Genomic DNA, 21,905 nt, shown 5'->3' on the forward strand with positions numbered 1-21,905 from the left:
CCTCCGCCCACCCGCCCGCAGAAGCGTTAGCGCTCACATGCACCGCCGTCAAGATGCTGTCCGGCGGGATCTGCGGGCGGCGCCGTTCCGTCGCTTCACTCCTCGGCGCCCATCCCGGACGAAGGCGGGCCGCGCCGGGCGGAGCGACGCCGCCGGTCGATGTGCGCACTCACAAGGCGGCTCGTCGGGCACCCCACGCGCGGCGCGACCTGGCCGGCGGGCCAGGTGCGGGCGGCCGAGGTTTTCGGAGATGTTTCGGCGGCCGGGCTGCGCTGGTGGCGGCTGCCGGGTGACCGGGGCGGCGCGGGTCCACCCGGGCCGGCCGTCGAAAGTTTCGGGATATGCTGCGGCCGGGCCGACCTCGTGAGGGAGATGCATGGAGCAGCAGCGGGCGACGCTGGCGGAGATTGCGCGCGCCGCCGGCGTGTCGATCCCCACCGTCTCGAAGGTGCTCAACGGCCGCCCCGACGTCGCGCCGGGCACCCGCCGGCGGGTGCAGACGCTGCTCGACGAGCGGGGCTACACCGCCCGCGGGACCAGCCGGCCGGCGGCCCGGGCCGGGCTGATCGACCTGGTGCTGCGGGACCTGGGCAGCCCGTGGGCGATGCAGATCATCGACGGGGTGGAGGAGTTCGCCTACCGCGCCGGGTTCGGCGTGGTCGTCTCCGCGGTGCACGGCCGGCACCGCAACCGCCCCGACCGCCGGTGGACCGAGCAGCTCGCCACCCGGCGCTGCGACGGCGTGCTGCTCGTGCTGTCCGACATCTCGACCAGTCAGCGCGGGCAACTCGACGAGCTGGGCATCCCGGTGGTGGTCATCGACCCGGCCGGGCAGCCCCAGGCGGACATCCCCTCCGTCGGCGCCACCAACTGGGCGGGCGGGCGCGCCGCCACCGAGCACCTGCTCGGCCTCGGACACCAGCGGATCGCCGTGATCGGCGGGCCGGCCGCCGTGCCGTGCAGCCGGGCCCGGGTCGACGGGTACCGCGCCGCCATGGACGCCGCCGGGCAACGGATCCCCGCCGGCTACGTCCGCGGCGCGGACTTCACCGCCCCGTCGGGCTATCGGGAGACGAACGCCCTGCTCGACCTGACCCGGCCGCCCACAGCGATCTTCACGTGCTCCGACGAGATGGCCTGGGGGGCGTACGAGGCCCTCTACGAGCGCGGGCTGCGGGTGCCCGACGACATGAGCGTCGTGGGCTTCGACGACCTGGACGCCGCGCGGTGGGCGGTGCCGCCGCTGACCACCGTCCGCCAGCCGCTGACCGAGATGGCGGGGATGGCGGCCCGGATGCTGCTCAACCTGATGGACGGCGAGGAGCTGGGCAGCAACCGCATCGAGCTGGCCACCCCGCTGATCGTCCGGCAGAGCACGCGCGCCCGCTGACCGCACGGCACGGCACCCTCCGGTCGCCGGTCGGGCAGCGGGCTTGCCCGACTTCGATGTATCGACCTGTTGCATGAAGGTTACGAACCCCGTACCACACCCCACCGCCGGGGCGCGCCCCGTCCACCCCGGACGGGGCGCCGCACGCGTTCGGGTCGCCCGCCGACGGCACTCCGGCACCGCCCACACCGGTGGGGTCGCCCGCCACCGGGCGGCCCCACCGGGCGAGCCGTCAGAGCGGCTGCACGAAGTACGGGGAGACGTCGAGCCAACCGTTGCCGGCCGCGCCGCCCAACCGGCCGCTGCTGGCGGTGGACAGGGTGTACCAGGAGTCCACGTAGTCCGGGTCGTCGGTGTACCAGGAGGTCGGGATGGCGTCGAGGATGGCGCTCACCAGCGGCTGGTACGCCCCGCCGTCCACGATCACCAGCAGCGCGCCGACGATCGCCTGGACCAGGGCCTGGTAGTTGGTGTCACCGTCGTCCTCCATCATGACCACGTCGGCCAGGTTGTACTTGTACGCCGAGAAGTGCACCAGGAGCTGGTTCGGGTAGTAGGTCGTGCCGTCGTGGTCGAGGTAGGGCATCTGGACCAGGTCGACCTTGGGCTTGCCGTCGAGGCCGAACCCGGCCACCACGCTGTAGATCTCGGCAGCGCCCTTGATCCAGGGCTCCTTGTCGTCGTTGAGCCGTACCGCGTCGACCCGGGTGGCCCAGTAGCCGGACGCCGCCGTGGTCCGCGCGGTGGTCGCCGCCCGGGCGGCGGCGGTGTCGGTGACGCCCCGGCGGGCCAGTTCCCCGCGCATCAGCGCCAGGCCGGCGGACAGCGCCCGGCCGGTGTCGACCTCCACCAGCAGCACCGGGCGGGCGGGGACCCGGGCGGCGTCCAGCAGCACCGGCCGGGCCCCCCGGTCGTAGGCGGTGACGGTGGTCAGGGCATCGTCGGTGGGGGTCGCCGCCACCAGCGGAACCGCGCCCCGGACCGCCGCGGCGCGCATGTCCGGGGTGGCCCAGCGCAGCCGCAGCAGCGACCCGACCGTTGCCGGCAGGCCCTTGGCCGCGAGCACCCGCCGGTTCGCGGCCCGCGCCTCGCCGGACAGCCCCGACGCGGCGAGCGGGACGGCGAGCAGGTCGGCCTGGCCGTCGGCGGTGGCGGCGAGGACCGCCCGGGTCGCCGCCGGGTCGGCGAGCGCCCCGGCGAGCCGGCGGGCCAGCCCGTCGGTGACCGAGAGGACGGCCCCGGCCGGGGCGGCGGTGGCCGCGGGGGCCCGGTGCTCGGGGCGGGCGTACGCGGGGCTGGCCACCGGGGCGGCCAGGACGGCCGCCGCGAGGCCGGCCGCAAGCGCGGTTCGGCGGAGGGTAGGAGTGTGCACGCGGGCTCCTCTGCTTGGTCCGACCGCCGGCTCGTGGCGACGGTGCAGAGAAGATATACATCCAGACTGTTGCACTTATCAATGAGCTGGATCGAGGTGCGGATCCGGGCCGGGCGGATGGCCCCGGGCGGATGGCCCCGGGCGCGGGCGTCAGCGGCCGGGACCCTCGCCCGCCGTCGGGGCCCGCATCGCCCGGACGGCCTCCCCCGCGTACCGGCAGGCGGCCCGCTGGCCGGCGGCGACCTCGACCAGCGCCGGGTCGACCTCGGCGCAGTCGGGACGGGCCTGCGGGCACCGGGTCCGGAACCGGCAGCCGCTGGGCGGGTCCGCCGGGCTCGGGACGTCACCGCTGAGGATGATCCGCCGGCGGTGCCGCTCCACCCGCGGATCGGCCACCGGGATGGCCGACAGCAGCGCGGCGGTGTACGGGTGGGCGGGCTCGCCGTACAACTGCTCGGGCGTGCCGGTCTCCACGATCCGGCCCAGGTACATCACGGCGACCCGGTCGCTGAGGTGCTCGACGGCGGCCAGGTCGTGCGCGATGAACAGGTAGGTGAGGCCGAGGTCCCGCTGGAGCCCGCGGAGCAGGTTCATGATCTGCGCCTGCACGCTCAGGTCGAGCGAGGCGATCGGCTCGTCGAGGACGATCAGGTCGGGCTCGCCGGCCAGCGCGCGGGCGATGCCGACCCGCTGGCGTTGCCCGCCGGAGAGCTCGTGCGGGTGCCGGTCGGCGAGGTCGGCGCGCAGGCCGACCATCTCCAGCAGCTCGGCGACCCGACGGCGCCGGGCGGCGGCGGTGTCGGCGAGCCGGTGCACCACCAGCGGCTCGGCCACGCTGGCCCCGATGGTACGGCGGGGGTCCAGCGACGCCTGCGGGTCCTGGAACACCATGGCCACCCGCCGGCGCAGGCCGCGCAGCCGGCGGCGGGACCACCGCGTCACGTCCTGGCCGTCGACCCGGACCACGCCGGCCGTCGGATCGACCAGGCGCAGCAGCGCCAGCCCCGTGGTCGACTTGCCGCTGCCCGACTCGCCGACCAGCCCGAGCGTCTCGCCCCGGCGGACGCGCAGCGACACCCCGTCGACGGCCCGGACGGGGGCGCCGCCGGGCACGGGGAACCACACCTTCAGGTCGGCCAGCTCGGCGACGGTCTCCCCCGGCCCGATGGCGGCGTCGGCGGTCATGCGTCCTCCCTGCCCGGGTAGAAGGTGCGCACCCGATGACCGGGGGCCACCGGGACCAGGGGCGGCAGCTCGTGCTCGCAGCGGGCGTCGCCGCGCACCGGGCAGCGGGGCCAGAACGCGCAGCCGGCGGGCAGGTCCAGCGGGCTCGGCGGCGCGCCCTGGATCGCCGGCAGCTCCCGGCCCCGGTGGGCCGGGTCGGGCCGGGCGGCCAGCAACGCCCGGGTGTACGGGTGCGACGGCGCGGCGAACACGGCGTCGACCGGGCCCTGCTCGACGATCCGTCCGCCGTACATCACGGCGACGGTGTCGGCGACCCCGGCGACCACCCCCAGGTCGTGGGTGATCCAGACGACGGCGGTGCCGAGCCGGCGGCGTAGGTCGGCGACCAGCTCGACGATCTGCGCCTGGGTGGTGACGTCGAGCGCGGTGGTCGGCTCGTCGGCGATCAGCAGGTCCGGCTCGCAGGACAGCGCCATCGCGATGACGACCCGCTGGCGCATCCCGCCGGAGAACTGGTGCGGGTACGCGTCCGCGCGCCGCCGCGGCGACGGGATGCCGACCAGGTCGAGCAGCTCCACCGCCCGCTCCCGGGCCTGGCGGCGGGTCATGCCCAGGTGTTCCTCGCACCCCTCGGACACCTGCCGGCCCACGGTCAGCACCGGGTTGAGCGAGGTCATCGGGTCCTGGAAGACGAAGCCGACGTGCCGGCCGCGCAGCCGGCGGCGGCGCGGCTCGGGCAGCACGGTCAGCTCCTCGCCGAGCAGCCGGACCCGGCCGGTGACCCGGGCCGCGCGGGGGGCCAGGCCGGTCGCGGCGAGCACGGTCATGCTCTTGCCGCTGCCGGACTCGCCGACCAGGGCGAGGGTCTGGCCGGCCCGCACCGACCAGTCGACGCCCGCGACCGCCCGGGCCGGGCCCCGGCGGGTGCCGATCGTCACCGTCAGGTCCTCGATAGCCAACACCGGTTCGGCGGGGTCGCGGCGGGCCGGCGCGCCGGCGTGGCCTGGGCGGGTCGGCCGCCCGCTCCGTTCCCTCATGCCCTGCTCCTCCTCGCCTCGCCGACGGTGAGCTGACGCGGGTCCAGCACGTCGCGCAGCGCGTCGCCGACCAGGTTGAAGGCGAGCACGGTGAGGAAGATGGCGGCGCCGGGGAAGACACCGAGCCACCACGCCTCGGTGACGAACCCGCGCCCGTCGTAGAGCATCCGGCCCCACGCCGGATCCGGCGGCTGGATGCCGAGGCCGAGGAAGGACAGGGCCGCCTCGGACAGGATGGCGAAGGCCAGGGAGAGCGACGTCTGCACGATCAGCGGCGCGGCGATGTTGGGCAGCACGTGGCGGCGGACGATCCGCGCGTCGGACGCCCCGATCGACACCGCCGCCCGGACGAAGACCTGCTCCCGCACCGAGAGCACGCCCGCCCGGGTGACCCGGGCGAAGATCGGGGTGTAGACCACCCCGATCGCGACCATCGCGGTGAGCAGGCCCGGCCCCAGCACCGCGACGATCGCGACGGCGAGCAGCAGCACCGGGAACGCGAACAGCACGTCCATGCCGCGCATCAGGACGTTGTCCACCCAGCCCCGGTACCAGCCGGCCAGCAGCCCGACGGTGACCCCGACCAGCAGCGCGATACCGACGCTGACCAGGCCCACCTCCAGCGACACCCGGGCGGCGACGAGCACCCGGCTGAGCACGTCGCGGCCCAGCTCGTCGGTGCCGAACGGATGGTCGGGGCTGGGCGGGCGGAGCATCCCGTCGACGTCGACGTCGTTGACCCCGGCCGGCGCCAGCCACCGGCCGGCCACCCCGACCACGAGCAGCAGGAGCAGCACGACCGTGCCGGCGACGGCCGGCGGATCGTGGCGCAGCGCGGACAGGGCACGGCGCGGCGTGCCGTCCGGATGGCCGCTCACCGGACGCCGATCCGCGGGTCGAGGCGGGCGTAGAGGACGTCCACCAGCAGGTTCATCAGCAGGAACAGGGCGGCCACGAAGAGCACCGCGCCCTGGAGCACCGGGTAGTCGCGGGCCTGGACGGCGTCGTAGGTGAGCCTTCCGACGCCCGGCCAGGCGAACAGCACCTCGATCACGATCACCCCGCCGATCAGGCTGGCGAGCTGCACCGCCACCACGGTGACCACGGGGATCAGCGCGTTGCGCAGCACGTGCCGGACGACCACGATCCGGGAGCGCAGCCCCTTGGCCTCGGCGGTGCGCACGTAGTCCTCGGAGAGCACCTCCAGCACCGAGGAACGGATGAACCGGGTGAGGATCGAGGCGGTGACCAGCCCGACCGCCGCGGCCGGGAGCAGCACGTGCGACGCCCATCCCGCCGGATCCTCGGTCAGCGCCACGTATCCCGACGGCGGCAGCCAGCCGAGCACCCCGGCGAAGAGCAGGATGCCCATAATGCCCATCCAGAAGTCGGGCACCGACACCCCGAACTGGCTGAACACCCGGGCGGCGTGGTCGAGGACCGAGCCGCTGCGCACGGCGGAGAGCACGCCCAGCGGGAAGGCGACCAGCAGGGCGAGCAGCACGGCGGTCACCGCCAGGGACAGCGTGGCCGGCAGCCGCTCCAGCACGATGGTGGTGACGGGCTGGCCGCTGCGGAAGCTGACCCCGAGGTCGCCGGTCAACGCGTGGCCGACGTAGCCGACGTACTGCGCGACGAGCGGCCGGTCGAGGCCGGACCGCTCCCGCAGCGCGTCGTAGGTCTGCTGGTCGAAGCGGGTGCCGAGGGCGACCCGGACGGGGTCGCCCGGCACCAGTTGGAGCAGGAGGAAGACGACGAGCGTCACCCCCAGCAGGACGACGACCGACTGGAGCAGCCGGCGAAGGACGAAGCGCGCCATCCGAGGCTCCCGTCAGCTCACCGGACGAGGCCGACGTCGCGGAACCGGACGGCCCGGTCGGAGCGGACCTGGTACCCGGTCACCTGCTTCGACCAGCCCTGCACCACCTCGGGGTTGTACAGGTACAGGTAGCTGGCGTCGTCGACGATCTGCTTCGCGGCCTGGTCGTACGTGCGCTTGCGGGCCGCCGGGTCGGTCTCGGTCCGGCCGGCGTCGAGGAGCTTGTCGACGGCGGGGTTGCTGTACCCGTGGAAGTTGAACGTCGCGCCGGTGCGGTGCTGGGCGTAGTAGAACTCGTCCGGGTCGATGTTGCCGAGCCAGCCCAGCAGGAACGCGTCGAAGTTGCTCTTGCCCTGCTCGTCGAGCCACTGGGCGAAGTCGAGGGTACGGATCTTGACGGTGATCCCGACGTCCTTGAGCTGGGCGGCGATCACCTGGGCGGCGGCGACCGTCTCCGGGTACTCGTTGGTCACCATCAGGTCCATGGTCAGCCCGCGCACGCCGGCCTGCCCGAGCAGTTGCCGGGCCTGCGCCGGGTCGTGCCGGTACGGCGCGTACTCGTAGTACCAGGAGCTGCCCTCGGGGATCGCGGTCTGGTTGGGTTTCGCCAGGCCGAACTTGGCCGCCTTGGTGATCGCCTCACGATCCAGGGCGAAGGCGATCGCCCGGCGCACGTTCAGGTCGTCGTACGGCTTGCGGCCCTGGTTGAGCGCCAGGTACCAGTAGTCGGTCGAGGACCGCGACTCGACGGTGACGCCGTCGCCCTGCTTCTTCAGCCCGGCGACCTGCTGGGGCGGGAGGTTGTCGGTCCACTGGACCTCGCCCCCACGCAGGTTCTGCAGGGCCACCGTGGGGTCCTTGACGAAGGTGAAGGTGACCCCGTCCAGCTTGGGCCGGCCACCCCAGTACGCGTCGTTGCGGACCAGCTTGACGCTGTCGCCGGAGGTGTAGCCGGCCACCGCGAAGGGCCCGCTGCCGACCGGCTTGGTCTTCACCGCCCCGGACTCGACATTGGACTTCTCGACGATCGCGACGCCCTTGAACCCGCCGAGGTTGGCCAGCAGGTTCGGGGTGGGCTTGCGCAGCGCGACGACCACGGTGGTCGGGTCCGGCGCGGTCACCGACCTCACGGTCTCGAACTTGTACGCCTGGTTCAGCTTCTCGGAGATGATCCGGTTGTACGAGTAGACGACGTCCTGCGAGGTCAGCGGCGAGCCGTCGGAGAACCGCACCCCCTCGCGGAGGGTGAAGGTCCAGGTGAGCTGGTCGTCGCTGGTGGTCCAGCTCGTCGCCAGCGACGGGCCCATGCGCAGGTCCGCCCCCGGCTCGACCAGGGTGTCGTAGACGTTCTCCAGCACCTGGAAGCTGTAATAGGCCGAGGTCCTGTGCGGGTCGAGCTGGTCCGGCTCCCCGCCGATGGCCGCGGCGAGCGTCCCCCCGGCTCCCCCGCCGCCCGGGTCACCGGTACCGCCGACGTCGACGCTCTCGCCGGAGCTGCACCCGGCTGCCGCGGTGAGCCCGAGCGCGAGCACCGCGCCGGCCAACCTGGATCTGGTCATGGACCGGTCCCCCTCCCGTGGTGGACCGGACGGGTTCGGGGGCCCTCGGGGCGCCGCGATCCGTCCCGTCCACCCTCGACGGCTTCCCACCACCATGCCCGTTTCGGACCGACTGCGAAACCTGGGGCGACGAAACCAGGGGGCGACGGAGCCGACGGCGCCCGGCGGTCAGGGCCACGGCGACGGCGACGGCGGCCACCGCCACGGCGGTCCACGGCCGCGGGTCGGTCCACAGCGGCCGAGGAACCTGCTGGGCGAGGACGAGCACGCCCATCACCACCACGAACCAGCCGAACGCCCGGCGCAGCAGGTCGGCGGGGAGCCGGCCGGCGAGCCGGCCACCGAGGACGCTGCCGGCGACGGCGGCGGCGGTCACTGCGGCGGCCAGGCCCCAGTCGACGGTGACGCTGGAGAGGTAGCCGGCCAGGCCGGCGAGGGACTTCATCGCGATGACGACCAGCGAGGTGCCGACGGCGACCGGCATCGGCAGGCCGCCGAGCAGCGTCAGGGCCGGCACCACCAGGAACCCGCCGCCCGCGCCGACGAGCCCGGTGACCAGGCCGACAACCGCCCCGTCGGCGAGCACCCGGGGCAGGGGCAGCGCGGGCGGCGCCGGCCGGTCCCCGGCGGTGCGCCGACCTCGGATCATCGCGACCGCGGTGGCGAGCATCATGCCGGCGAACCCGGTGAGCAGGACGCCGGCCGGGACGTACCCGGCGAGGCGGCCACCGGCGTACGCGCCGGCCATGCCGGCCAGACCGAAGACCAGGCCGGTGCGCCAGCGGACCCGGTGGGCGCGGGCGTGCGGCAGGACGCCCACGACGCTGGTCGCGCCGACGACGAGCAGCGAGGTGGCGATCGCCTCCCTCGCCGGCAGACCGGCGACGTAGACCAGCAGCGGCACGGCGAGGATCGACCCGCCCCCGCCCAGCAGCCCGAGGCTGACGCCGACGAGGACGGCCAGCCCGACGGTCAGCGCGAGGGTCGCCGTCACGGCCGCCGCCCGCCGGCCGCGCGCAGTCCCCGGGCGCCGCCGTCGGCGTCGCAGCGCGCGCCCCGGTTGTAGGGCAACCTGCCGAGCAGCAGGCCCATGGCGCAGGTGTTCGTCACGGCGGCGACGGTCAGCCCGGCGCCGACGAGGCCCGCGACCCACTTGAGCCCGGGCACGAACACCGAGGCGAGGACGCTGACCAGGACGATGGTGCCGGCGACGAGGCGGACCTGCCGCTCCAGGTCCCAGCGCGGACGGCCCTGCGCGACGGGGGCGTGCGCGGCCTGCCAGGCCAGCATGCCGCCGGCCAGGACCCTGAGGTTCCGCAGCCCTACCCCGGCCAGGGCCCGCTCGGCCTGGGCGGCGCGGGCGCCCGAACGACAGATCAGGACGACGTCCCCGTCGAGGTGGGCGCGCAGTTCCGCGCGGTGCTCGCGGAGCCGGTCGAGCGGCACGTTCTCCGCGCCGGGGATGTGCAGGCTCTCGAACTCGCCGGGGGTCCGGACGTCCAGCAGGCGGGGCGACCGGCCGGACTCGATCAGCTCGCGCAGGGTGGCGGCGTCGACGGTGGCGGCGCCATTGTGCTCGGAAACGGTCATCTCTCCTCGTTCGGGCTGGGCCGCCGGACGGCGGCGGGCACGGGACACCCGGCCCGCGCCGGATCGGCGCGGGCCGGGTTGCCGGGTGGTTCACTGCGGACGGGTCCACACCGGGCGGATCGATGCCGGGCGCATCGATCCCGGGCGGATCGATGCCGGGCGGGTCAGTCGGCCGGGGCCAGGACGACGCCCGCCGCCTCGGCCCGGTCGAACCGGTCGTCGACGACGACCACCTCGCGGCCGGCGTTGGCCAACAGCGACGCGGCGACCGTGGCCCGGTAGCCGGAGCCGCAGTGCACCCAGACCGCGCCGCCGGGCACGTCGGCGAGCCGCCCCGGCAGCTCGGGCAGCGGGACGTGCACCGCGCCGTCGACGTGTCCGGCGCGCCACTCGTTGGTCATCCGGACGTCGAGGACCACGTCGGGGTCGGGCAGCCCGGCCGGGGTGCGGCCGGCACGGGCGGCGGCCAGCGCCGGAAAGTCGGCGGTACGCAGCTCGCGGAGCTGGCCCGGGCCGGCGGCCCACTGCTCGGGCTGCCCGGTGGCCTGGGCGGCGGGCCGGTCGATGCCGATGCGCACCAGTTCCCGCTGGGCGTCGGCGACCTGTTCGGGGGTCTCGGCGAGCAGGGTGATCGGGACGCCCCAGTCGATCAGCCAGCCGAGCCAGGTGGACATCGGCCCGTCGAGGCCGAGGCCGACGGTGCCGGCCAGGTGCGAGGCCGCGTACGCCCTGCGGTGGCGCAGGTCGACCACCCACTCGCCGGCGGCGATCCGGTCCCGCAGCCCGGCGGCGTCGGCGCGGGCCACCGGGGTGAGGTCGACCGGCGCGGGCCCGGCGGCGTTGGTGACGCCCATGTGGGCGTAGTAGGCCGGGTACGCGTCGAGGCCGGCGAGGGTCTCGGTGACGAAGTCGTCGGCGGCGAGCCGGAGCACCGGATTGGCCGTCCTCTCCCGGCCGATGGTGGACTCGGGCGCGTCGGCCTGGCTGGCCGAACAGAAGCTGCCGAAGCCGTGGGTGGGCCACACCTGCGCGCCGTCGGGCAACAGGTCGGCCAGCCGCCGGGCCGAGGCGTGCTGGCGGTGGGCCAACTCGTGGGCGTGCCGCTGCCCGAGCAGGTCGGTGCGGCCGGTGGTGCCGAACAGCAGCGAGCCGCCGGTGAAGACGCCGACCGGCCGCCAGTCGCCGCCGGCCGCCTCGTCGAGGACGTACGACAGGTGGTGGAAGGTGTGCCCGGGGGTGGCGACCACGCGCAGCCGCAGGGCGCCGGAGACCGCGACCTCGTCACCGTCGGCCACCGGCGTCCGGTCGAAGCGGACGTCGTCGGCCGCGGCGACCAGGTGGCGCGCGCCGGTGAGCCGGGCCAGCTCCAGGCCGCCGGAGACGTAGTCGTTGTGCAGGTGCGTCTCCACCACGTGCGTGATCCGCACCCCCCGCTCCCCGGCCAGGTACAGGACCCGGTCGATGTCGCGCTGTGGGTCGACCACGATCCCGACCCGCCCGTCGGAGGCCAGGTAGCTGCGGTCGCCGAGCGAGGAGGTGGCGAGCACGGACACCTCAACGGTCACTGCGTTCTCCCTTCTCGAACCGCTATACCCCGGGGGGTATAGCGACGACACACCTCTGCGTCGGTTTCCCGAGGTGCGGTTACCCGCCAGCGCCGCCACTACGCGGCAGCGCCAACCACCCCACCCCGCACCCCACCATACCCCCTGGGGTATCCCCCCGCCACCCCCGCCCACCCCGCCCCACCCCGGCCCCGCCTCGCCCTGGCGATCAAGAGGTTTGCGTCGGAACCGGGGCGCGGCCTGACGCAAACCTCTTGATCACCGTCGCCAGGCGCCGGGGTGGGGACGGCGTGGAGTCCGGCGGCCGGTGGTTTTGTCACACAACTGTCATGCAACTGGGAGATCCCCTCCAAAACCACGTAGCAGGGTTGCGGTTGCCCAGACGCCGCGGCGGCCCCGCACCCTCCGCCAGACGGTGACCGGCGGGTCGGGCCGGCGCCACCCCGAGGCCCGGTCGACGTCCGCCGGGCCCGACCATGGCAGCGGACAACGAGAGGAATCCGGGATGACCGTCGTACCGGACGATCACCTGATGACGCTGATCTGCGACGACTGCGGCGACAGCACCACCGGTCACGCCTGCGTGCTGCCCGACGCCGAGGTGGTCTGGACGCTGGTGTCCGAACACGGCTGGAGCGGCTCGCCCTTCGCCGTCGGCCCGCACCGCTGCCCGCCGTGCAGCATCGCCGGTTCGGAGGGCAGCCCCCAGCATGCCGGGGCACTCGGGACCGGCCAGGCCCTCGGGCTGGACCACGTCGACGACTGCGACCAGGTCACGGGCCGGGACGAGAACGCCCTACGCGCCGCGCTCGACGACACGGTCGAGTTCGACGGGCGGGCCGTCGTGGACCTGCACGGCGTGGAGCAGATCGACTCGACCGGTCTGGGCCTGCTGGTGCGGGCGCACCAGCAGGCCAGGAACCGGGGCGTCGTGCTGTGCCTCGCCGCCCCGTCCCGGTTCGTCCGCACCGTGCTGCACACGATGCGGCTCGACGGAGTGTTCCCGGTCTTCGACACCCAGCACGAGGCCCTGCTGGACCGCCCCCGACCCGCCCGCACCCCGGGGCGCTGAAGCACCTAGCCCCGGGGCGGTGAACGCCGGCCCGCCGCCCCGGCGCCGGGTGGACCGCCCGGTCCGCCGGGCGCCGGGGACCACCAGGCCGGGCGGGCTACGGATCCGGTCCGGCTCAGCGGCCCTCGGGCCGTCCGGACTCCCGCTGGTAGACGTCCGGCACCCCGTCGCGGTCGAGGTCGACGGTCTCGGCCTCGTGCACCCGCCGGTACAACCGGCTGCGGCCCCGCAGGATCACCGTGGCCAGTACGGCGGCGACCAGGGAACCGGTGAGCACCGCCACCTTGACGTGGCCGTCGCGCTCGCTGCCCAGGCCGAAGGCCAGTTCCCCGATCAGCAGCGAGACGGTGAACCCGATCCCGCCCAGCAGCGCCAGGCCGAGAACGTCGAGCCAGTTCAGCCCCTCGTCGAGGTCGGCCCGGGTGAACCGGGACACGAGCCAGGTCGCCAGCATGATGCCGATCGGCTTGCCGAGCACCAGGCCGACGACGATGCCGAGCGCCGCCCGGTCGGTCAGGGCGGTGGCCAGCCCGGCAAGGCCGCCGACGGTGACGCCGGCGGACAGGAACGCGAAGACCGGCACCGCGACGCCGGCCGAGAGTGGACGGAACCGGTGCTCGAAGTGCTCGGCCAGCCCCGGGCCGCCCTCCGGACCGCCGCCGGCCTCGCTGCGCAGCACCGGCACGGTGAAGGCCAGCAGCACGCCGGCGACGGTGGCGTGCACCCCGGACTCGTGCACCAGCGCCCAGGTCACCGCCGCCAATGGCAGCAGCAGCCACCAGGAACGCACCCGGCGCCGCACCAGCAGGCCGAAGACCGCCAGCGGGACCAACGCGCCCAGCAGTGGCCCGACCGCCAGGTCGGAGGTGTAGAACACGGCGATGATGACGATGGCCAGCAGGTCGTCGACCACGGCCAGGGTGAGCAGGAACGTGCGCAGCGCCGAGGGCAGGAACCGGCCGACCACGGCGAGCACGGCCAGGGCGAAGGCGATGTCGGTCGCGGTCGGGATCGCCCAGCCCTTCGCGGCCCCATCGCCGGCGATCATCCAGTAGAGGGCTGCCGGCACGAGCACCCCGCCCACTGCGGCGGCCACCGGCACCGCCGCGCGGCGCGGGTCGCGCAGGTCCCCGGCGACGAACTCGCGCTTGAGCTCCAACCCGGCGACGAAGAAGAAGATCGCCAGCAGGCCGTCGGCGGCCCAGGTGGCGAGGCTGAGGTCCAGGTGCACCGCCGCCGGGCCGAACCGGAGGTCCCGCAGCGCCTGGTACCCGTCGGACCAGGGCGAATTCGACCAGATCAGGGCCAGCAGGGCCCCGGCGAGCAGCAGCGCCCCGCCAACCGTCTCCTTGCGCAGGATCGCCGAGATGCGACTGGTCTCACCCCACGAGCGGCGGGCGAACAGGCTGGTACGGCGCCGGGGGGCGTCGGGCACGGGGGGCTCCTCGTCGGCAGGGGTCGCGTCATCCATCGCCGACCAGACTTCCCGGCACACCAGGAGTCCAACGCTATCCTGCCAGGCCCGGGGACGCGACGGCGGAGGCGGTCACCCCGCCGCCGGCTGCCCGCCGGCACCACGTCGCAGGCTGCCAGACGGGCACGACCTATCCATGCTGATGGATGTACCTGAGCCGGACATGATCGGGCGCCGGGCAGCCTCGATCGGCACCCCCGCCAGTCACGTCCTCCGGAGGAACATGTCCATGAGAACGAAGATCGGACTGCTGTGCGCCGCGCTGGTGGTCGCCGTGGCCCTGCGGGCGCGGCGAAGGCCCACCCGCCACCCGCGTCGCCCGTCCCGGGACCGAGGGCGGTGCGGGACGGCGTGCCCGTGGCTCGCCGGCGGGCGGGCCGTCCCGGCGCCTCGGACGGTCGTCCCGCCCCCGGCCGATCTTGTCGATCCGGACGGCCGACGCCGCCCGGCCCGGCGATCCGCCCCGGCAGCCGAGTGGCATTCGTCTTTCGCCGGTCGGGGCGGGGCCCACCGACGCTTGCGCCGGCACGGCCGGCCGATCGATGTGCCCCGCCGCCCACTACGGCAGCCTTCCTGGCGGGAACACGACTCCCCCTTCCGCGGCGCCCGCCGCCGACCCATCGTGAATGCAGCGACGGGAACGCGGGCCCAGCGGGTGTCCACAGTGGGGTCCGGGTCCCCCGTCCCGACCCCCTCCCCGGGGCCCGGGTTCCCGTCGCGCGGTCCCATCGCGACGGGAACCCGGGCACCGGCCGGAGAGAAACGCGGTGGCCGGAGAGAAACGCGGTGGCCGGCCGCTCCGGACGGGAAGGGCCCGGCGGAGGCCCGGTCCGGGTCTCCGCCGGGTCGCGGTCCGACGGGCGACGCCCGTCAGCTCGACGCGGTGGCGGGCTCCCCGGAGCCGCCCTCGCTGCCGGCGCCGACCGGCTCGACGTGCCGGTCGGCCAGATGCCGGCGCAGCGACCAGGCCACTGCCGCCACCCAGGCCAGCGCGATCGCCAGGTAGCTGGTGTACCGGACGCCGGCCGGGGCGTCGATCCAATCGCTGACCAGCAGGGTACGGACGTTGGTCAGGACGATGACTCCGCCGACGGCGGACCCGAGGACCCGGGGCGGGACCATCCGCACCAGCCAGGCGGCGATCGGCGCGGCGACCATGCCGCCGAGCAGCAGCGTGGCCACCCAGCCGAAGTTGATGTTCTCGGAACCGATCCCGACCAGGAAGCCCAGGCTGGCGGCCACCGCCACCAGGAACTCGCTGGTGTCGATCGAGCCGATCACCCGACGGGGCTCCAGCCGGCCGCTGGCCAGGATCGCGGGGGTACCGACCGGCCCCCAGCCGCCACCGCCGGTGGCGTCGACGAAGCCGGCGACCAGCCCCAGCGGCCCGAGGAAGCGCTTGCGCAGCGGCAGTCCGACGCGTCCCCGGGGCAGCCCGGAGACGGTGAACCGGACCAGCACGTACAGCCCGAGGGAGAGCAGGATCAACGACATGATCGGGGCCGCGGTCGCGGTGGAGAGGCTGGACAGGAAGGTCGCGCCGGCGAAGGCGCCGAGGGCGCCCGGCACGCCGACCCTGCGGACCACCGTCCAGTCGACGTTGCCGAACCTCCAGTGGGCTGCGCCCGAGACGAGGGTGGTGCCGATCTCGGCCAGGTGAACAGTTGCCGAGGCGCTCGCGGCGCCGGTGTTGATGGCCAGCAGCAGCGTCGTGGACGTCACGCCATACGCCATCCCGAGGCTGCCGTCGACCAGTTGCGCACCAAGGCCGACGAGGGCGAGGAGCAGGAGTTTACGCACAATAACCGCCGATCCGAAAGATGAATGGGGAAGGCAGTGCCGACGGGACGGGCCGCCGTAGGCGGTCCCGGGTCCCGGCCGGCCGGGGTCTGTGCAGGGGTGCGGAGCCCGCCGGAGAAGACAGCGCGCCGGTCGTCGAACGGGGGCGCTAAGCATTCCGACAGAGGGTACAAAAACGATCGTTAAGCGAGTCGGCCCGGGTGCCGCCGAGGCCGACGTCTGACCAGAACAGAACGATTGCCGGCGGCGTCGGCCAGGGTTCGCGCTGACCGTCGTCGGTCGCTCCCGACGCCGGCGTCAACTACCGACCAGCAAGTGACGCGGGTCACAGCGAACCATCGCGTCGGAGCCTGTGGCGATCGCCATCGAATCTCACCTCGCCTCCGAATGGCACAGTTAATCGATGGGTAATAACGACTACGACATAGACACGGATCGTTGGCGTCGGCCACGCCTCAGAGCAAGACCCGTTCCACATAGTGGGACACAGTGGGGATGAATCGCCCACCCCGGCCGACCCCACGGGGGCGGAAAACAATTTTGTAATGAAGTCAACAATCGCCGCGCCACCCCGCTCGACGCCACTCGCGGCCAACCCGGACCGAACCTTCGGAAGTATTGCCTGGCCACCCCGACGACATATCCCGCCGCATGAGTAGGAAATCTTCACCTCGTCGGTCGAGTAGGTCAGATTTAACCGGGGCGTAACTGAGCGGGGCTATGTTATGACTCAGCGCGACATTGACTGCCGCGGATTCAGACGTTGATCGCCGGCGTTCGGCCGGCCGGTCCAGCCCGTCGCACCGCGATCTCCTCGCGACCGAAGTGGGAGCCTGATGAGTACTGCACCGCACACGCGCGACCTGATCATGGTTGTCAATCCCGTCGGCGTCCTCGAACCGGGCCCACGAATCACGGCCGCCGCCAGCGCCGGTGGCGGGCGGGGCATCGTCGACCTGGCCGGCGGCGACGACTGGTCGCTGCGCGCGCTCGCCCAGGCCGCGTCCTGGTCCCCCACGCCGATCGGCGTCCGGGTGCCGGCGGGGTGCCGGGCCACCCCGGACGACGTGGACCGCGCCGCGCCCGGCCGGGTGGACCTGGTGCTGGTCGAGCCGGGCAGCCCCTGGCCGCTGGCCGGGCTCACCGGCCGCTACCGGGTGCTGGTGGAGGTGACCAGCCGGGACGAGGCGCGGGCCGCGGCGGCGGCCGGCGCGCACGGGCTGGTCGCCCGTGGCATGGAGGCCGGCGGACGGGTCGGCGACCTCAGCTCGTTCGTCCTGCTCCAGCAGCTCGTCGCGGACGACGCCCTCGACCTGCCGGTCTGGGTGGCCGGCGGGATCGGCCCCCGCACCGCCGGGGCGTGCCTGGTCGGCGGTGCCGCCGGGGTGGTGCTGGACACCCAGCTCGCCCTGATGCCCGAGTCGGAGCTGCCGGCGGACGTCCGGGCCGGGATCCGGCGGATGGACGGCTCGGAGACCGTCCTGCGCGACGGGATGCGGGGAATGCGCCGGGGCGGGCCGCACGAGGAGCACTCCGAGCTGCTGCCCGTCGGTCAGGACGGGTGGCTGGCCGGGGTCTTCGCCGACCGCTGGCCGGACACGGCCGCCGCCGTCCGGGGGATCCGGGCGGCGATGCTCGACGCCGTCGACGGCCCGGACGCCGGTGAGTTGCTGCTGCCGGGCGCCCCCCTCGCGGAGACGCTCGGGGTGCGGGTGCCGGTCGCCCAGGGGCCGATGACCCGGGTCAGCGACGAGGCGTCCTTCGCCGCCGCGGTCGCCGACGACGGCGCGCTGCCGTTCCTCGCGCTCGCCCTGAACTCGGCCGACCAGTGCCGCCGGATGCTCACCGAGACCGCCGGGCTGCTCGGCGACCGCCCGTGGGGTGTCGGGGTGCTCGGCTTCGCCCCCGAGGAGCTGCGCGCCGCGCAACTGGAGGTCATCCGGGAGCTGCGTCCCGCCTGCGCGATCATCGCCGGTGGCCGGCCGCCCCAGGCCCGCGCGCTGGAGGAGCAGGGGATCAGCACCTTCCTGCACGTGCCCTCCCCCGGCCTGCTGCGGCAGTTCCTGCGCTCGGGGGCCCGCAAGTTCATCTTCGAGGGCGCCGAGTGCGGCGGTCACGTCGGACCGCGGGCCAGCTTCCCGCTGTGGGAGGCCCAACTGCTGGTGCTCGACGAGTACCTCGACACCGACCCCGCCGCGGCCGGGCAGGTGCAGGTCTTCTTCGCCGGCGGCGTGCACGACGCCCGGTCGGCGGCGATGGTCGCCACGATGGCCGCGCCGCTGGCCCGCCGGGGCGGCCGGATCGGCGTGCTGATGGGCACCGCGTACCTGTTCACGGCGGAGGCGGTGGAGCACGGCGCGGTCCAGCCGATGTTCCAGCGCGAGGCGCTCACCGCCGAGCGCACGGCGCTGCTGGAGACCGCCCCCGGGCACGCCACCCGGTGCCTGCACACCCCGTTCGTCGACGACTTCCACCAGCTACGCGACCAGTTGCAGAGCGCGGGGGTGCAGAACCGCGAGGTGTGGGAGCAACTGGAGCTGCTCAATGTCGGGCGGCTGCGGATCGCCAGCAAGGGCCTGCGCCGCTCCGGCGAGGTCATCGAGTCCGTCGACGAGGCCGTCCAGGCCGCCGAAGGGCTGTTCATGGCCGGCCAGGTCGCGGTGCTGCGCGCCGCCCCCACCACCGTCGCGGAGCTGCACGAGGCGGTCACCACCGAGGTACGGGGCTTCCACGCCGACCGGCTCGACACGCTGCGCGCCCGGCTCGCGCCGCCGGCCGCCGGGGTCGAGGAGCCGCCCGCCCCGCTGGACATCGCCATCGTCGGCATGGCGTGCATGCTGCCGGGCTCCCCCGACCTGGACAGCTTCTGGCGCACCGTGCTCAACGGCACCGACGCGGTCACCGAGGTCCCGGCCGACCGTTGGGACACCAGCGTCTACTACGCCCCCGAGGTCGGACCGGGTCGGACCGGCCGGATCAGCGTCTCCAAGTGGGGCGGGTTCATCGAGCCGGTGCCCTTCGACGCCATCGGCTACGGCATCCCGCCGTCGGCGCTGAGCAGCATCGACCCGACCCAGCTTCTCGCCCTGGAGGTCTCCCACCGGGCGCTGGTCGACGCCGGGTACGCCTACGACGCCCCGGGCGTGGACCACTCCCGTACCGGCGTGGTCTTCGGCGCCGAGGCGGGCAGCGACATGGGCCACGCGCAGACCCTGCGCACCATGCTCCCGGCCTACCTCGGCGAGGTGCCCGAGGAGATGGAGGAGCTGCTGCCCACGGTCAGCGAGGACAGCTTCCCGGGCGTGCTGGCCAACGTGATCGCCGGCCGGGTGGCCAACCGGCTCGACCTGGGCGGGCCGAACTACACCATCGACGCCGCCTGCGCCTCCTCGCTGGCCGCGATGGACGCCGCCTGCAAGGAGCTGGCCAGCGGCGACAGCGACCTGATGATCTGCGGCGGCGCCGACCTGCACAACGGCGTCAACGACTACCTGATGTTCACCTCGGCGCACGCGCTGTCCCCCACCGGCCGGTCGCGGCCCTTCGACAGCACCGGCGACGGGATCGCCCTCGGCGAGGGGGTGGCCTGCGTCGTGCTCAAGCGGCTGGCCGACGCCGAGCGCGACGGCGACCGGATCTACGGCGTGATCAAGGGGCTCGGCGGGGCCAGCGACGGGCGGGCCCTCGGCCTGACCGCCCCGCGTCCCGAGGGGCAGCGCCGGGCGCTGGACCGGGCCTACCACCGCACCGGCATCTCACCGCGGGACGTGGGGCTGGTGGAGGCGCACGGCACCGGCACCGTGGTCGGCGACCGCACCGAACTGGAGACGCTGACCCGGATGTTCGTCGAGGCCGGCGCCGAACCGGGCGGCTGCGCACTCGGCTCGGTGAAGTCCCAGATCGGGCACACCAAGTGCGCCGCCGGGCTGGCCGGGGTGATCAAGGCGACCCTGGCGCTGTACCACGGGATCCGGCCGCCCACGATCCACCTGGAGCGTCCCAACCCGGCCTGGCACCCGCAGCAGAGCCCGTTCGTGTTCTTCACCGAGGCCCGCCCGTGGCCGGCGCCGGCCGGCGAGCGGATCGCCGGGGTCAGCGCATTCGGTTTCGGCGGCACCAACTTCCACGCGGTGCTCGGCGCGTACGCGGGCGCCCCGGAGCCCCGGCACGCGCGGCGGCTGTGGCCGGCGGAGCTGTTCTGCTTCCGCGGCGCCGACCGGGCCGCGGCCCACCAGCCGGTCCGGCAGCTTCTGGAGAGCCTCGCCGCCGACGCGGGTCGGAACCGGCCGGGCCGGCTGGCCGAGCTGGCCGCCGCGGTGGCCGCGAAGGCCGCCAACCGGTCCGGACCGACCCGGGTGGCGGTGGTGGCCCGAAGCCTGCCCGAGCTGGAGACGCTGCTGCGCCGGGCCCTCGCCGGTGAGCACGACCCGGCCCGGGGCCTGGTCCAGCCAACGGAGACCGACCCGGTGGGGCCCGGCCAGGTGGCCTTCCTCTTCCCCGGGCAGGGCAGCCAGCGCCCGGGGGCCCTCGCGGAACTGTTCGTCGCCTTCCCGGAGCTGCGGCACTACCTCGAACTCGACCGGTCCGCCGCGGAGCTGCTCTTCCCACCGACCGCGTTCGACCACGAGTCCCGGCGCGCGCAGGAGGACCGGGTGCGCGACACCCGGGTCGCCCAGCCGGTGCTGGGCATCGGCGGCCTCGCCGTCGACCACCTGCTGCGCCGCCTCGGCGTCCGGCCGGACATGACCGCCGGGCACAGCTACGGCGAACTGGTCGGCCTGTGCGTCGCCGGGGCCTTCGACGCGACCACCCTGCTGGACCTCAGCCGGGAGCGGGCGGCGGCCATCCTGGGCGCCTGCGGCGAGGACCCGGGCACCATGGCGGCGGTCAACGCCACCGCGGACGAGGTGGCGCAGGCCCTCGCGGGCGCCGGCCTGACCAGCGAGGTGGTACTGGCCAACCGGAACGCCCCGAGGCAGGTGGTGGTCTCCGGTCCGACCGCGAAGGTGCGGGCGGCGGTGGTCGCGCTCAAGGAGTCCGGGCTGTCGGCCAAGGCCATCCCGGTGGCCTGTGCCTTCCACAGCCCGGTGGTGGCCGGCGCGGTGGAGACCTTCGCCGAGGTGCTCGCCGACCGGCGGATCGCCGAGCCGCGCATCCCGGTCTGGTCCAACCTCACCGCCGCGCCGTACGCCGGCGACGCCGACCAGGTACGCCACCACCTCGCCGAGCAGATCGGCGCGCCGGTCCGCTTCGTCGAGCAGATCGAGGCGATGTACGCCGCCGGCGCCCGCCTCTTCGTCGAGGTCGGCCCCGGCCAGGTGCTCACCCGGCTGGTACGGGCGGTGCTCGGCGACCGGCCGCACCGGGCGATCGCCGGTGAGGGTGGCCCGGCCGAGGGGCTGCGCGGATTCCTGATCTCGGTCGCCGAACTCGCCTGCGCCGGCGCGCCGGTACGCCCCGACTGGCTCTTCCAGGGCCGGGTCGCGGGCGACGCCCCCGGCGCCGCACCGACCCGTCGTCCGCTGTGGACGGTCGACGGGCAGCTCGTCCGGGACCAGCACGGCGACTGCCTTCCCGGTGGCATGACCCCTCCCCGACGGATCAAGGAGCTGTCGATGACCTCAGCGAACGGCACCGCCACCGCCACCGGCAGCGGCCCCGGCGCCGACCCCGGTGTCCGGGACATCCGGGGCGAGCTGCTCAGCGAGTACCTGCGCACCACCCGGGACATGATCGCCACCCAACGGGACGTGATGCTCGCCTTCCTCGGCGACTTCGGCGGCGGGGAACGGCCCGTCTGGCAGCCCGCCGAGGCGTACCGGGTCGAGGGGTACGCGCCCGCCGCGCTGCCGCAGGAGTCGGCGCCGTCGCCCGCCCCGGCCGCGGTGCCAGCGATGGTGGCGGCGAACGGCGCAGCGGCGCTGGCCACGGCGCTCGCCCCGGCGATGCCGGTCGCCCCGGCCGTCGTCCCCGTCTCGCCCGCCGTGGGCACCATCGTCCCGACGCCCGCGCCGGCGGCTCCGGCCGGGCCGAGCGTCGCGG

Annotated in this window: 13 protein-coding genes and 1 pseudogene; 3 read left to right on the top strand and 11 right to left on the bottom strand. The window is 74.6% G+C overall.

The genetic code is table 11. The features are described from left to right. The first annotated feature begins 376 nt into the window (after positions 1-376). On the top strand, positions 377-1,390 hold the full coding sequence (locus C5N14_RS26760; protein ID WP_117671909.1) for a LacI family DNA-binding transcriptional regulator: 1,014 nt from the start codon (positions 377-379) through the stop codon (positions 1,388-1,390). Positions 1,391-1,622: 232 nt separating this feature from the next. Here C5N14_RS26760 and C5N14_RS26765 read toward each other — a convergent pair whose 3' ends face one another. The 9 genes and pseudogenes from C5N14_RS26765 to C5N14_RS26805 all read right to left on the bottom strand — a co-directional run bounded on the left by C5N14_RS26765 (position 1,623) and on the right by C5N14_RS26805 (position 11,517). Further along, positions 1,623-2,762 (bottom strand): DUF3103 family protein, encoded by a 1,140-nt coding sequence (locus C5N14_RS26765; protein ID WP_117671911.1) that lies wholly within the window; start codon positions 2,760-2,762, stop codon positions 1,623-1,625. Positions 2,763-2,912: 150 nt separating this feature from the next. Further along, on the bottom strand, positions 2,913-3,947 hold the full coding sequence (locus C5N14_RS26770) for an ABC transporter ATP-binding protein (protein ID WP_117671913.1): 1,035 nt from the start codon (positions 3,945-3,947) through the stop codon (positions 2,913-2,915). Continuing rightward, positions 3,944-4,984 carry an ABC transporter ATP-binding protein gene (locus C5N14_RS26775; RefSeq protein ID WP_243640060.1) on the bottom strand — a complete coding sequence of 347 codons (1,041 nt, stop codon included), beginning with the start codon at positions 4,982-4,984 and terminating at the stop codon, positions 3,944-3,946. The genes C5N14_RS26770 and C5N14_RS26775 overlap by 4 nt, the downstream gene beginning before the upstream one ends. Continuing rightward, entirely contained in the window at positions 4,981-5,862 is an 882-nt protein-coding gene (locus tag C5N14_RS26780) for an ABC transporter permease (protein WP_117671915.1), read from the bottom strand. Before C5N14_RS26780 ends, C5N14_RS26775 begins: the two co-directional genes overlap by 4 nt. Next, a complete protein-coding gene (locus tag C5N14_RS26785) occupies positions 5,859-6,803 on the bottom strand; it encodes an ABC transporter permease (RefSeq protein WP_117671917.1) in 945 nt (314 codons plus the stop codon). The genes C5N14_RS26780 and C5N14_RS26785 overlap by 4 nt, the downstream gene beginning before the upstream one ends. A gap of 17 nt (positions 6,804-6,820) precedes the next feature. Then, the gene (locus C5N14_RS26790) at positions 6,821-8,362 is read right to left on the bottom strand and encodes an ABC transporter substrate-binding protein (RefSeq protein WP_117671919.1); all 1,542 of its coding nucleotides are present in this window, start codon (positions 8,360-8,362) and stop codon (positions 6,821-6,823) included. Between the two features lie 64 nt (positions 8,363-8,426). Continuing rightward, positions 8,427-9,356: pseudogene (locus C5N14_RS26795) on the bottom strand (sulfite exporter TauE/SafE family protein); the annotation flags it as partial. Next, positions 9,353-9,952, bottom strand: coding sequence for a rhodanese-like domain-containing protein (locus C5N14_RS26800; protein ID WP_117671921.1), 600 nt, complete (start codon positions 9,950-9,952; stop codon positions 9,353-9,355). The pseudogene C5N14_RS26795 and the gene C5N14_RS26800, both read right to left, overlap by 4 nt. Positions 9,953-10,116: 164 nt before the next feature. After that, the gene (locus C5N14_RS26805) at positions 10,117-11,517 is read right to left on the bottom strand and encodes an MBL fold metallo-hydrolase (RefSeq protein WP_117671923.1); all 1,401 of its coding nucleotides are present in this window, start codon (positions 11,515-11,517) and stop codon (positions 10,117-10,119) included. 505 nt (positions 11,518-12,022) lie between these two features. Between C5N14_RS26805 and C5N14_RS26810 the strand changes: the two genes are divergently transcribed. Continuing rightward, a complete protein-coding gene (locus tag C5N14_RS26810; RefSeq protein WP_117671925.1) occupies positions 12,023-12,589 on the top strand; it encodes an STAS domain-containing protein in 567 nt (188 codons plus the stop codon). 115 nt (positions 12,590-12,704) lie between these two features. Here C5N14_RS26810 and nhaA read toward each other — a convergent pair whose 3' ends face one another. Beyond that, positions 12,705-14,060, bottom strand: coding sequence for a Na+/H+ antiporter NhaA (nhaA, locus tag C5N14_RS26815; protein ID WP_243640061.1), 1,356 nt, complete (start codon positions 14,058-14,060; stop codon positions 12,705-12,707). An 873-nt stretch (positions 14,061-14,933) separates the two neighbouring features. Then, positions 14,934-15,863: a sulfite exporter TauE/SafE family protein gene (locus tag C5N14_RS26820; RefSeq protein ID WP_117671929.1), complete on the bottom strand. Its 930-nt coding sequence runs from the start codon at positions 15,861-15,863 to the stop codon at positions 14,934-14,936. An 836-nt stretch (positions 15,864-16,699) separates the two neighbouring features. Between C5N14_RS26820 and C5N14_RS26825 the strand changes: the two genes are divergently transcribed. Next, positions 16,700-21,905: type I polyketide synthase (locus tag C5N14_RS26825; protein ID WP_117671960.1), on the top strand; the 5,206-nt coding region annotated here is incomplete at its 3' end.

The organism is Micromonospora sp. MW-13, assembly GCF_003434305.1.
Lineage (GTDB): Bacteria > Actinomycetota > Actinomycetes > Mycobacteriales > Micromonosporaceae > Micromonospora.

Bases quoted from the DNA above. Each gene is read 5' to 3' on its own strand.
- C5N14_RS26760 (WP_117671909.1), top strand. From the start codon at position 377: ATGGAGCAGCAGCGGGCGACGCTGGCGGAGATTGCGCGCGCCGCCGGC.
- C5N14_RS26770 (WP_117671913.1), bottom strand. From the start codon at position 3,947: ATGACCGCCGACGCCGCCATCGGGCCGGGGGAGACCGTCGCCGAGCTG.
- C5N14_RS26775 (WP_243640060.1), bottom strand. From the start codon at position 4,984: ATGAGGGAACGGAGCGGGCGGCCGACCCGCCCAGGCCACGCCGGCGCG.
- C5N14_RS26785 (WP_117671917.1), bottom strand. From the start codon at position 6,803: ATGGCGCGCTTCGTCCTTCGCCGGCTGCTCCAGTCGGTCGTCGTCCTG.
- C5N14_RS26790 (WP_117671919.1), bottom strand. From the start codon at position 8,362: ATGACCAGATCCAGGTTGGCCGGCGCGGTGCTCGCGCTCGGGCTCACC.
- C5N14_RS26800 (WP_117671921.1), bottom strand. From the start codon at position 9,952: ATGACCGTTTCCGAGCACAATGGCGCCGCCACCGTCGACGCCGCCACC.
- C5N14_RS26810 (WP_117671925.1), top strand. From the start codon at position 12,023: ATGACCGTCGTACCGGACGATCACCTGATGACGCTGATCTGCGACGAC.
- nhaA (WP_243640061.1), bottom strand. From the start codon at position 14,060: ATGGATGACGCGACCCCTGCCGACGAGGAGCCCCCCGTGCCCGACGCC.